The organism is Ensifer sp. Root954, assembly GCF_001429005.1.
In the GTDB taxonomy this organism is placed as follows: domain Bacteria; phylum Pseudomonadota; class Alphaproteobacteria; order Rhizobiales; family Rhizobiaceae; genus Ensifer; species Ensifer adhaerens.
This window is the reverse complement of record NZ_LMJM01000021.1, coordinates 64,395-76,584: the sequence shown is the minus strand read 5'-3', so window position 1 is coordinate 76,584 and position 12,190 is coordinate 64,395. Positions and strand designations below refer to the sequence as shown.

Here is a 12,190-nt window from a genome sequence, read left to right as displayed (position 1 = left end):
ACAATTGATGTCCATTCCTGTCGCAAAGGCCAAACTTCTGGACGGCCGCAAGGGCCTGATCGTCGGCATTGCCAATGATCGATCGATCGCCTGGGGCTGCGCCCGTGCCTTCCGCGCCTTCGGGGCGGAGGTGGCGGTCACCTATCTGAACGACAAGGCGAAGCCCCATGTCGAACCCCTGGCACGTGAAATCGAAGCGCCGATCTTCCTGCCGCTCGACGTGGCCGTGCCGGGTCAGATGGAGGCGGTGTTCGAGGAGATCGAGAAGACCTGGGGCGAACTCGATTTCGTCGTCCATTCGATCGCTTTTTCGCCGAAGGACACGCTCGGCGGCCGCGTGGTCGATGTCCCGCGCGATGGCTTCCTGAAAACCATGGATATTTCCTGCTGGTCCTTCATCCGCATGGCGCATCTCGCCGAGCCGCTCATGAAGAATGGCGGCACGCTCTTCACCATGACCTATCATGGCTCGCAGGTGGTGGTGGAAAACTACAACATCATGGGCGTCGCCAAGGCGGCGCTCGAAAGCGCCGTGCGCTACCTTGCCTCCGAACTCGGCCCGAAAGGGATCCGCGTGCACGCGATTTCGCCGGGGGCGCTGGCGACACGCGCCGCTTCCGGCATTCCGGAATTCGACGCGCTGCTCGAAAAGACCAAGGTCAAATCGCCGAGCCGCGAGCTGATCGACATCGATGACGTTGGCGCGGCCACCGCTTTCCTTGCGCATGACGCAGCACGGTTGATCACGGGCCAGGTGCTCTATGTCGACGGCGGCTACCACATCATCGACTAAGCTCGTCGCGCAAAAGTGCGCAGCGGTTTTGCGGTTGCGACATGCGGAAAATCAACGGCTAAAGCGCCGGGGCGATCCTGAAAGATCGCGACGCGCTCTAGCCGCCGGATGTCCGCATGGGTCAAATGTTGCCCATGCAGAGATATTTCATTTCCAGATAGTCCTCGAGCCCGTGGCGCGAGCCTTCGCGGCCGATGCCGGACTGCTTGATGCCGCCGAAGGGGGCGGCTTCCGAGGACATGCGGCCGGTGTTGATGCCGACCATGCCGTATTCCAGCGCTTCGGCCACATGCCAGACGCGCTTCAGGTTCTCGGCGTAGAAATAGGCGGCAAGACCGTAGATCGTGTCATTGGCCTCGGCGATCACCTGCTCGGCTGTCTCGAAGCGGATGATCGGGGCGATCGGGCCAAAAGTTTCTTCCTGGGCGACACGCATGTCGGTCGAGATGCCGGTGAGGACGGTCGGTTCGAAGAAGGTGCCCGAGGTACCGATCCTGTGACCACCGGCGCGGACCTGGGCACCCTTCGAAACGGCGTCGGCAACATGGGCTTCGATCTTCTCGATCGCGTGCTTGTCGATCATCGGGCCGATGGTGATATCGGATGTGAAGCCATCGCCGACAGTCAACTCGGCGACGCGCCTGACGAACTTTTCGGCAAAGGCATCGTGTACGCCCGATTGCACATAGATACGGTTGGCCGAGACGCAGGTCTGGCCGGCATTGCGAAACTTCGCCTGAATGGCGCCATCCACGGCCTCGTCGATGTCGGCGTCGTCGAAGACGATAAAGGGGGCATTGCCGCCGAGCTCGAGGCTCACCTTCTTGATCTGGTCGGAGCATTGCCGCATCAAAAGCCGACCGACCTCGGTCGATCCGGTGAAGCTGATCTTGCGCACCTTCGGGTTGCTGCAAAGTTCGCGGCCGATTGCAGCGCCTTCTGCGGCATAGAGCAGGTTGACGACACCGGTCGGGAAGCCTGCCTTTTCGGCGAGCAAGAACATCGCGCCGGCAACGAGCGGTGTCTGTTCGGCGGGTTTCAGCACGATGGTGCAGCCGGCGGCTAGCGCCGGCGAGATCTTGCGGGCGACCATCGAGGCCGGGAAATTCCACGGCGTGATCGTGCCGACGACGCCGACGGGCTGCTTGATCACAAGCATGCGGCGGTCGTTGGCCGGGGCGGGGAAGGTTTCGCCATAGATGCGTTTCGCCTCTTCCGCATACCACTCGACATAGGCCGCGGCATGCAGCACTTCACCCTTCGATTCGCCAATCGGTTTCCCCATCTCGGCCGTCAGGATGGCTGCAAGGTCGTCGGCATGCGCGACGATCAGGTCGTACCAGCGGCGAAGCACGGCACTGCGGTCTTTGGCAGGCTTTGCCGCCCAGAGAACTTGCGCCTTGGCCGCAGCTTCGATTGCCGCATGGGCTTCGTCGATGCCCATATCCGGCAGCGTCGCCAGCTTTTCGCCGGTCGATGGATTGAAGACGTCGAAGGTCGCGCCCGCCCAGTTCCTGCCGGCCTCCGGAACGGTATGAAGCGACGCGAACAGGTCGGCGTCACGCAAGTGCTTAGTCAAGGCGGGGGTCAAGGTCATGGCGGGCATCCTCCGGCGATGGCCTGCCGCGAGACGGCAGGCCCGCTTTTGCTTGTTCTTGCGGGTGCCGACTTATCCCGGCACCCGAGCATTGCGCGTCTGAAATTGGCGCGCAGCACCCACAGCGCCGCGCGTCTTTCAAGACGCGCTAAGGTCGCCGTAGCACTTTGAATTGCTGCATAATTTTACCCTCAAGTCGATCCCGGATTGAGGAATTATGCACCGGGCAACCGCGTTGGCGGGCGCCCGGTCGAGGATCACGCGCGCGCCGCGAGGATCGAGGCTTCGAGAATGTCGAGCGCTTCGGCGAAGACTTCGTCCTGAATGGTGATCGGCGCCAGGAAACGAATGACGTTGCCGTGCACGCCGCAGGTCAAGAGGATCAGGCCCTTTTCCAGTGCGATCAGGCGCACCTTGTTGGCAAAATCGGCGCTCGGCAGGTTGGTCTTCACGTCGTTGAACTCGACGGCGTTCATGAAGCCGGGGCCACGGATGTCGACGATTTCAGGTGCCTGCTCGCGGATTGCGGCAAGGCGCTGTTTCAGTCGGCCGCCAAGCTGTTCGGCGCGTTCGCAGAGTTTCTCCTCAGCGATGACGTCAAGCACGGCGTGTGCTGCGGCAATGCCGAGCGGGTTGCCGCCATAGGTGCCGCCAAGACCGCCCGGAGCCGGTGCATCCATGACTTCGGCACGGCCGGTGACGGCGGCCAGCGGGAAGCCGCCGGCAAGGCTCTTCGCCATCGTGATGAGGTCGGGTGCGACATCATGGTGGTCCATGGCGAACATCTTGCCGGTACGGGCAAAGCCGGTCTGGACTTCGTCGGCAATGAGCAGAATGCCGTGCTGGTCGCAGATTTCGCGCAGCGCCTTCATGAAGGCGGCGGGCGCCGGGTAGAAACCACCTTCGCCCTGCACCGGTTCAAGAATGATCGCCGCAACGCGGCCCGGATCGACGTCGGCAGCAAAGAGCTTCTTCAATGCGGCGAGCGACTGTTCGGTGGTGATGCCGTGCAGTTCGATCGGGAAGGGGGCGTGGAAGACGTCGCCCGGCATCGCGCCAAAGCCGACCTTGTAGGGAACGACCTTACCGGTGAGCGCCATGCCCATGAACGTCCGGCCGTGGAAGCCGCCCGAGAAGGCGATGACGGCCTGGCGGCCGGTCGAAGCACGGGCGATCTTGACGGCGTTTTCGACAGCCTCGGCGCCTGTTGTCACGAAGATCGTCTTCTTGGCGAAGTCACCCGGCGTCAGCGCATTGAGGCGCTCGGCGAGATGCACGTAGGTTTCGTAAGGAACGACCTGATGGCAGGTGTGGGTGAAGCGATCGATCTGCGCCTTGACCGCTTCGATGACCTTCGGGTGGCGATGGCCGGTGTTGACGACGGCGATGCCGGAGGCAAAGTCGATGTAGCGATTGCCTTCCTTGTCCCAGATTTCCGAATTTTCCGCGCGATCGGCGTAGATCTGGGTGGTCATGCCGACGCCGCGCGAGATGGCGGCGTTCTTGCGGTCGGTGAGGCTGGTCATGGCGCGTTCCTGTCGTCTGGAGTTAATATATTGCATTTTTTCTGCAAGTTTATTGTGGAAGTGGTACACCTTTCACAGTCGATTGCAAATCAAATTTGGTGATCGAGACACCACGGTTGCTGATGCGCCGTTCTTGTCAGATCTCGATCGCGGCGGCTAAGGTTGCGGACACGCCGGAATTGCAAGGATTCGGGCAGCGCCGCTGGGCGGTAAAGGAAATTGGAATGGGCGCAGTGCGCTACAAGGTCGCCGAGGCGGCGCGACTGGCGGGGGTTTCCGCCTCGACGCTGAGGTTATGGGAGACGCAAGGGCTGGTCGTGCCCGAGCGATCGCCGACGGGGCATCGGCAATATACCGAGACCGACCTTGCCAGGCTGAAGCGCATCTCCTGGTTCCGGGCCGAGCGCGGTCTCAATCCGGCTGCGATCCGTGAGGCGCTGGACGCCGAAGGAACTACCGACGACCAGCCCTCGGCGGCGGCGAGCGACGGCCCTGAAAACCAGGTCGGGCGCAAGCTGCGCAGCCTCAGGCACGCCGCCGGCAAGACGCTGGAGCAGGTCGCCGGTGAGATCGGCATCGCCGCCTCGGTGCTTTCGACGCTGGAGCGCACGTCGCAGGGCGTCTCGGTCGCAGTGCTGCACAACATCGCTGAATTCTTCGGCACCACCGTTTCCAGCCTCGCCGGTGAAGAGGAGGCGGATGCGCGTGCCGTCGTTCGGGCCGGAGAATGGCGCACATGGCCGCGCACGACCCCCGGCGTCACGGTGCAGCTTTTGGCCGATGGCCGCAACCAGATGGATTGCCACCGCTTCGTGCTGGAGCCCGGCGCGTCCAGTGAAGGCGCCTATGGGCACGAGGGCGAGGAATTCGTCTATGTCCTCTCCGGCCGGGTCGAGTTCATTCTCGACAGCGACCAGTTCTACGACCTCGGCGTCGGCGACTCGCTCTATTTCGAAAGCAAGCGGCGGCACGCCTGGGCGAACCGGCATGACGGCGAAACCGTGCTTCTGTGGGTCAACACGCCGCCGACGTTCTAATCGTCGGACGATCACGCGGCATTTCCCATTTGGAACGCAATCGGCGCGCGGTCCGAATAGAACCGCGCGCCGATTGGTGTTGTGAGCCTAGGCAAGCCGTCTGCTCCCCGATCCGGTGGCCCGGAGCGGGGAGGGATTGTCGGATCAGCCGGCCGCGTAGCGCTTTGCCATTTCCGGCAGGCGCAGCGTGCGGATCTTCGAGGCCTTGCCAGCGGTGCGGAAGGCTTCGAAGCGCTCCTTGCAGACTTCGGTCATCAGCGCGGTTGCCGGCTTCAGGTAGGTGCGCGGGTCGAAGTTTTCCGGGTTCTCGGCGAAGTTCTTGCGGATCGTGCCGGTCATGGCGAGGCGCAGGTCAGTGTCGATGTTGACCTTGCGAACGCCGAGCGGGATCGCCTTCTGGATTTCCGAGACCGGAACGCCCCAGGTCGGCTTCATCTTGCCGCCATAGGTGTTGAAGAGATCCTGCAGATCCTTCGGCACCGACGACGAGCCGTGCATGACGAGGTGGGTGTTCGGCAGCTTCTTGTTGATCTTGGCGATCGTTTCGATCGACAGGATGTCGCCATCGGGCTCGCGGGTGAACTTGTAGGCGCCGTGGCTGGTGCCGATCGCGACGGCCAGTGCGTCGACGCCGGTCTTGGTGACGAAGTCGAGCGCCTGCTCCGGATCGGTCAGCAGTTCTTCACGCGACAGCTTGCCTTCGAAGCCGTGGCCGTCTTCCTTGTCGCCGGCGCCAGTTTCGAGGTTGCCGAGGCAGCCGAGTTCGCCTTCAACCGAAACGCCGGCCGCATGCGCGATCTTCACGACTTCTGCGGTGACAGCGACGTTGTATTCATAGCTGGCAACGGTCTTGCCGTCCTTCTCCAGCGAGCCGTCCATCATGACGGAGGTGAAACCGTTGGTGATGGCCGAAATGCAGGTCGATGGCTGGTCGCCGTGGTCGAGGTGCAAACAGACCGGGATATGCGGGTATTCTTCCGCCGCGCCGAGGATGAGGTGGCGCAGGAACGCGTCACCGGCGTAGGAGCGGGCGCCACGGCTTGCCTGAAGGATGACCGGGCTGTCGGTCGCATCGGCGGCGCGCATGACGGCCTGAATGTATTCCAGATTGTTCACATTGAACGCCGGCAGCGCGTAATCGTTCTCCGCCGCATGGTCGAGCAGTTGCCGCAATGTGATCAATGCCATTCGCTATCTCCCTTTGGATACTCGGTGCAACCTATGCGGCGCACCACAAAAACAATCCGGCCGTTGAACCGCACGAAATGCATCGATGGCAAAGTCGATGGCCGGCTTTTTCGTGCGGCGTGACGGCGCGCGCGAATTGGTCGCGCCCACCGAAGTCAGGCGCACAATAGTTCATCGAAGTGGTTTGACAACCGGGCAAAAGGCAGGTTGCCAGAGGTCGAAACTCGCTTCAATCGATTTTACTGTGGACTGGATGCAACACCTTCAGTGTGAAGTGTTTTCACTTTCTGGTGGTGCCTGAGAGGAGGGGGAGTCGAGGGCAGTGAATGCAACCATTGGGCGCTAGTTTTGTCTGCTACACCACCGCGGTGGATGCCCTCTCGGAAACAGTCTGTCGACAGGAGGTGAACGTCTCGCAAGAAGATTGCGGCAACGCCCCTCTTTCTTTGCGCAGATTACGTAAACTGCCGCTAAAATTCACAAACTTTGCATCGCGGATGATTCGAGGCCCAATCCGGCCGACAAAAGCGCGGACCTAAAACGTTGCAGTAGATTTCGCAAAAATGCCCTGTTCACGTCATATGCCCGTCGCAAAGGCGACGAAAAGAATCGCAAACAAAATACAACCTATGGGATAGGTCGATTCCCCTCCTATAGATAAAGATGCAGACAGCCGCAGAATCCGCCTTGCGTTCGCGAACGATTTGCACTTCTCTCCTGCGATCACAAACCCAAAACAAGGGGAAGGAGAGAAACAAAATGGCATCACTGAAACTCAACCTCCGCGCTGCCGCGCTGATTGGCTCGCTGCTCATCGGAGCAAGCCCGGCACTTGCCGAAGCTGTCCTGCATCGCGGCAACGCAGGTGAGCCGCAGACGCTCGACCAGCACCACACCTCGATCAACATTGAAGCGTTCATCCTCAAGGACCTCTACGAAGGTCTGACGATCTATGACGCCTCTGCCAAGATCGTCCCCGGTGTTGCTGAGACGTGGGAGCTTTCGGACGATGGCACGGTCTACACCTTCAAGCTGCGCGCCGATGCAAAGTGGTCGGACGGTTCGCCGGTAACGGCTGAAGACTTCGTCTTCTCCTTCCGCCGCGTCGAAGATCCGAAGACGGCTGCCGGCTACGCCAACATTCTCTTCCCGATCAAGAACGCCGAAAAGGTCAACAAGGGCGACCTGCCGACCGATCAGCTCGGCATCAAGGCGATCGACGAAAAGACCGTCGAAATCACGCTCGAGCGTCCGACCCCGTTCTTCCTGGAGCTGCTCGCACACCAGACGGCACTTCCGGTCAGCAAGGCCAGCGTCGAAAAGAACGGCGCGGACTTCGTCAAGCCGGGCGTCATGGTATCGAACGGCGCCTTCACGCTGCAGGCCCACGTTCCGAACGACAGCCTGACCGTCGTCAAGAACGCCAACTACTGGGATGCGGCCAACGTCAAGCTCGACAAGGTCATCTTCTACCCGATCGACGACCAGGCTGCTTCGGTTCGTCGTTTCGAAGCCAAGGAAATGGACCTCGTCTACAACTTCTCGGCTGACCAGATCGACCGTCTGCGCACGTCCTATGGCGAGCAGGTCCATGTCTCGCCGTCGCTTGCGACCTATTACTACGCCTTCGACACCCGCCAGGAGCCCTATAGCGACGTTCGCGTCCGCCAGGCTCTCTCCATGGCCGTCGACCGCGACTTCCTCGCCAAGGAAATCTACGCCGGTTCGCAGCTCCCCGCCTATTCGATGGTTCCTCCGGGCATCGAGAGCTACGGTGAGCCGTCCAAGGCCGAGTTCGGCACGCTGTCGCAGCTCGACCGCGAAGACAAGGCCATCGCCCTGATGAAGGAAGCCGGCTACGGCGAAGGTGGCAAGCCGCTCGACATCGAGCTGCGCTACAACACCAACCCGAACCACGAGCGCGTCGCAACGGCTGTCGCCGACATGTGGAAGAACACCTTCGGCGCCAAGGTGTCGCTGGTGAACCTCGACGTGTCCTCGCACTACGCCTACCTGCAGGAAGGCGGCAAGTTCAACGTTGCCCGCGCCGGCTGGCAGGCTGACTACGCGGATGCCGAGAACTTCCTGGCGCTCAGCGTCGGCTCCAACAAGACCTTCAACTACGGCCATTTCGAAAACGCCGAGTTCGACGGCCTGATGAAGAAGTCCTACGACGAGCAGGATCCGGCCGCTCGCTCGAAGCTGATGCATGAAGCCGAAGCGCTGCTGATGAAGGAACAGCCGATCGCTCCGCTTCTGACCCAGGCCGACCTGTGGCTGGTTGCCAGCCGCGTCAAGGGCTGGGCGGACAATGCTCCGAACGAGCACCTCAGCAAGTTCCTGAGCATCGCCGAATAACGAACAGAGACGACGCGCGGTCATAAGGTCGCGCGTCGCCTCCGGAGCACGTCCATGATTTCCTTCATCCTTCGCCGATTGGCGAGTGCGGTGCCGACCTTGTTTATCGTCGTCACCATTTCGTTTTTCTTGATGCGGTTCGCCCCTGGTGGCCCCTTCAACCTCGAGCGTCCTCTTCCGCCACAAACGATGGCGAACCTGATGAAGACGTACCAGCTCGACCAGCCTCTTTGGCGCCAATACACGCACTATCTCAGCAATGCGGTGACCGGCGACTTCGGCCCGAGCTACGTCTACAAGGACAACAACGTCGCTGAACTGATCGGCAAGGGTCTGCCCTATTCGATGGAACTCGGCTTCTACGCGTTGCTTATTGCGCTGATCGGCGGCGTCACCGCCGGAACGATCGCCGCGCTTCGGCAAAACAGCGTCCTCGATTTCACCATCATGTCGTTTTCGACGATAGGGGTCACCGTGCCCAACTTCGTCGTCGGCCCGGTGCTGACACTGGTCTTTGCGATCGTGCTCGCATGGCTGCCGGCCGGTGGTTGGGGGGATGGATCGCTGCGCTTCCTGATCCTGCCGATGATCGCGCTGGCATTGCCGCAGCTTGCAGTTTTTGCGCGGCTCACGCGCGGCTCGATGATCGAGGCGCTGCATACCGACCATATCCGAACGGCCAAGGCTTATGGCCTGCCATCGCGAACGGTTGTCGTTACTCATGCGATGCGTGGTGCGATGCTGCCGGTCGTGTCCTATCTCGCGCCCTGTGCTGCGGCCCTTCTGACCGGCTCGGCCGTCGTTGAGACGATCTTCACCATCCCGGGCGTCGGTCGCTACTTCGTCCTTGGCGCCATCAACCGTGACTACACGCTGGTGATGGGCACAGTTATCCTCGTTGCCATCTTCGTCATCGTTTTCAATCTCCTGGTCGACATTCTCTACGGCCTGCTCGATCCGAGGGTTCGCCATGACTGATATCGCCCAGACCCCGGCGGCGACGCCGGAAACAAAGGGGCGCAGCCTCTTCCAGCTCGCCGCCATGCGCTTCAAGCGCAACCGCGCCGCCATGGCCGGCTGCTTCATGCTGGCGCTTATCGCGCTGTTCTCGTTCCTCGGCCCGTTCTTCGTCCCGCACACCTACGATCAGGTGTTTCCGTCCTACGTCTCGATCAGCCCGAGCCTGGAGCCGCGTCCAGATACGTCGACGCTTCAGGACGTGATGGAAGGCGTCGCCACACGGGCACGCGTCACGCTCAAGGAGTTCAATCTCGAGGGTGAAACCTTCACCGCGACGATTACCTCCGAACAGCCGATCGATTCCCGTGCCACGCGCTACTTCGACCGCGCCAACGAATTCCGTGACACCCAGGTGGTGGCAACGGAAAACGACGGTAAGACGCTGAAGGTGACCGGTCAGGTCGACCGGGAATACTTCCCCTTCGGCACGGATTCCAACGGCCGCGACCTCCTGGTTCGCGTCATGCTCGGCGGCCAGATCTCGATCGCCGTCGGCCTGCTTGCGAGCCTCGTGTCTCTCGGGATCGGCGTCGTCTACGGCGCGACATCGGGCTACATCGGCGGTCGCGTCGACAACGTAATGATGCGTCTGGTTGAGATCATGTATTCTCTGCCCTTCGTGTTTCTGGTCGTCGTTCTCGTCGTGTTCTTCGGCCGCTCGTTCATCCTGATCTTCCTGGTGATCGGGGCGGTGGAATGGCTTGACATGGCCCGTATCGTGCGCGGCCAGACATTGGCGTTGAAACGTCGAGAATTCGTCGGCGCCGCGCAGGCGCTCGGCCTGACGGACTGGCAGATCATCCGTCGGCACATCATCCCCAACACGATTGGCCCGGTCATCGTTTTCGTGACCGTCGTCGTGCCCAAGGTGATCCTGCTCGAGAGCTTCCTCTCCTTCCTCGGCCTCGGCGTTCAGGCGCCGCTGACGAGCTGGGGGGCGCTGATCTCGGAAGGCGCAAACAACATCCAGTCGGCGCCATGGCTTCTGATCTTCCCGGCCATCTTCTTCGTCCTGACGCTGTTCTCGCTGAACTTCGTCGGCGACGGCCTGCGCGACGCGCTCGACCCGAAGGATCGTTGACATGGCAGATACCAAGGAAACCATCCTGGCCGTTCGCGGTCTCAAGGTGAACTTCTCGACGCCTGACGGCACGGTCGAAGCGGTCAAGGGCATCGACCTCGATGTGCGCACCGGCGAAACGCTCGCGGTCGTCGGCGAGTCCGGCTCCGGCAAGAGTCAGACGATGATGGGCATCATGGGCCTGCTTGCCAAGAACGGCACCGTGACCGGCTCGGCAACCTACCGCGGGCAGGAGCTCGTCGGACTGCCGGCTAAGGCCCTGAACCAGGTCCGCGGCGCGAAGGTCACCATGATCTTCCAGGAGCCGATGACCTCGCTCGATCCGCTCTATCCAGTCGGTCGCCAGATCGCCGAGCCGATCGTTCACCACCGCGGCGGCACGTTCAAGCAGGCGCGGGCGCGCGTGCTCGAACTGCTGGAGCTCGTCGGCATTCCGGAACCGGCACGCCGCATCGACAGCTATCCGCACGAGCTATCGGGCGGCCAGCGCCAGCGCGTGATGATCGCGATGGCACTTGCGAACGACCCGGATCTGCTGATTGCGGACGAGCCGACGACGGCGCTCGACGTGACGATCCAGGCGCAGATCCTCGATCTCCTGAAATCGCTGCAGAAGCGATTCGGCATGGCGATCGTGCTGATCACCCACGACCTCGGCATCGTCAAACACTTCGCCGACCGTGTCGCCGTGATGCGTCGCGGCGAAGTGGTTGAAAAGGGCACGACGACCGACATCTTCGAACGGCCGCAGGCCGACTATACGAAGATGCTGCTCGCCGCCGAACCGAGCGGCCGCAAGGCGTCTCCGCCCGACAGTGCGCCGATCATTCTTGAAGGTCGCGACGTCTGCGTCGATTACCAGATCGGTGGCGGCCTCTTCCGCGGCGGCAAGTCCGTCTTCCGTGCGGTCGACAGCGTCAATCTGCGCCTGAAGGAAGGTCAGACGATCGGTGTCGTCGGCGAGTCCGGTTCGGGCAAGTCGACGCTCGGCCGCGCGCTTCTTCGGCTCCTGCCGAGCAGCGGCCACTACCGCTTCGGAACGACGGATATCTCCGGCTTCGACCGCGGGCAGATGCGGCCGTTGCGGCGCACCCTGCAGCTCGTCTTCCAGGATCCCTACGGCTCGCTTTCGCCACGGCGCACCGTCGGCGAAATCATCACCGAAGGCCTGCACGTGCACGAGCCCGAGCTCACCCGCGCCGACCGCGACCGCCGGGCGTCGGAAGCGTTGAAGGAAGTGGGCCTCGATCCCGCCTCCCGCAACCGCTATCCGCACGAGTTCTCTGGCGGCCAGCGCCAGCGCATCGCCATTGCTCGTGCCATGATCCTGAAGCCGAAGGTCGTCATCCTCGATGAGCCGACGTCGGCGCTCGACCGTTCGGTCCAGGGGCAGGTGATCGAGCTGTTGCGCGACCTGCAGCGCTCACACGGGCTCTCCTACATCTTCATCAGCCACGACCTTTCGGTGGTGAAGGCGATGTCGGACTATGTGATCGTCATGAAGAACGGCAAGATTGTCGAGGAAGGCGAGACCGATGCGATCTTCGAGGCGCCGAAGCAGCCCTATACCAAGACGCTGATCGGCGCTGC

General features: G+C 62.0%; 9 protein-coding genes. 6 read left to right on the top strand and 3 right to left on the bottom strand.

Annotation, left to right across the window (positions count from 1 at the left end; translation table 11 throughout):
• Positions 1 to 7: 7 nt before the first annotated feature.
• The gene (gene fabI, locus ASE71_RS11645) at positions 8 to 793 is read left to right on the top strand and encodes an enoyl-ACP reductase FabI (RefSeq protein WP_060518199.1); all 786 of its coding nucleotides are present in this window, start codon (positions 8 to 10) and stop codon (positions 791 to 793) included.
• Positions 794 to 914: 121 nt separating this feature from the next.
• On the opposite strand, the gene ASE71_RS11640 is transcribed toward fabI, so the two are convergent.
• A complete protein-coding gene (locus ASE71_RS11640; RefSeq protein ID WP_060518197.1) occupies positions 915 to 2,390 on the bottom strand; it encodes an NAD-dependent succinate-semialdehyde dehydrogenase in 1,476 nt (491 codons plus the stop codon).
• Between the two features lie 257 nt (positions 2,391 to 2,647).
• Positions 2,648 to 3,916 carry a 4-aminobutyrate--2-oxoglutarate transaminase gene (locus ASE71_RS11635; protein ID WP_043613401.1) on the bottom strand — a complete coding sequence of 423 codons (1,269 nt, stop codon included), beginning with the start codon at positions 3,914 to 3,916 and terminating at the stop codon, positions 2,648 to 2,650.
• Positions 3,917 to 4,140: 224 nt separating this feature from the next.
• Between ASE71_RS11635 and ASE71_RS11630 the strand changes: the two genes are divergently transcribed.
• Positions 4,141 to 4,953 carry a MerR family transcriptional regulator gene (locus ASE71_RS11630; RefSeq protein ID WP_060518195.1) on the top strand — a complete coding sequence of 271 codons (813 nt, stop codon included), beginning with the start codon at positions 4,141 to 4,143 and terminating at the stop codon, positions 4,951 to 4,953.
• 144 nt (positions 4,954 to 5,097) lie between these two features.
• Here the strand turns inward: ASE71_RS11630 and fba are convergent, their stop codons facing one another.
• Positions 5,098 to 6,141 carry a class II fructose-bisphosphate aldolase gene (gene fba, locus ASE71_RS11625; protein ID WP_034799614.1) on the bottom strand — a complete coding sequence of 348 codons (1,044 nt, stop codon included), beginning with the start codon at positions 6,139 to 6,141 and terminating at the stop codon, positions 5,098 to 5,100.
• Between the two features lie 759 nt (positions 6,142 to 6,900).
• Here fba and ASE71_RS11620 point away from each other — a divergent pair.
• The 4 genes from ASE71_RS11620 to ASE71_RS11605 all read left to right on the top strand — a co-directional run.
• On the top strand, positions 6,901 to 8,499 hold the full coding sequence (locus ASE71_RS11620; protein WP_034799615.1) for a peptide ABC transporter substrate-binding protein: 1,599 nt from the start codon (positions 6,901 to 6,903) through the stop codon (positions 8,497 to 8,499).
• A 54-nt stretch (positions 8,500 to 8,553) separates the two neighbouring features.
• On the top strand, positions 8,554 to 9,477 hold the full coding sequence (gene oppB / locus ASE71_RS11615; RefSeq protein ID WP_034799616.1) for an oligopeptide ABC transporter permease OppB: 924 nt from the start codon (positions 8,554 to 8,556) through the stop codon (positions 9,475 to 9,477).
• A complete protein-coding gene (locus ASE71_RS11610; RefSeq protein ID WP_034799617.1) occupies positions 9,470 to 10,600 on the top strand; it encodes an ABC transporter permease in 1,131 nt (376 codons plus the stop codon). The genes oppB and ASE71_RS11610 overlap by 8 nt, the downstream gene beginning before the upstream one ends.
• A 1-nt stretch (position 10,601) precedes the next feature.
• Positions 10,602 to 12,190, top strand: a 1,589-nt coding sequence (locus ASE71_RS11605; protein ID WP_060634953.1) for an ABC transporter ATP-binding protein, incomplete at its 3' end; no start/stop codon positions are given.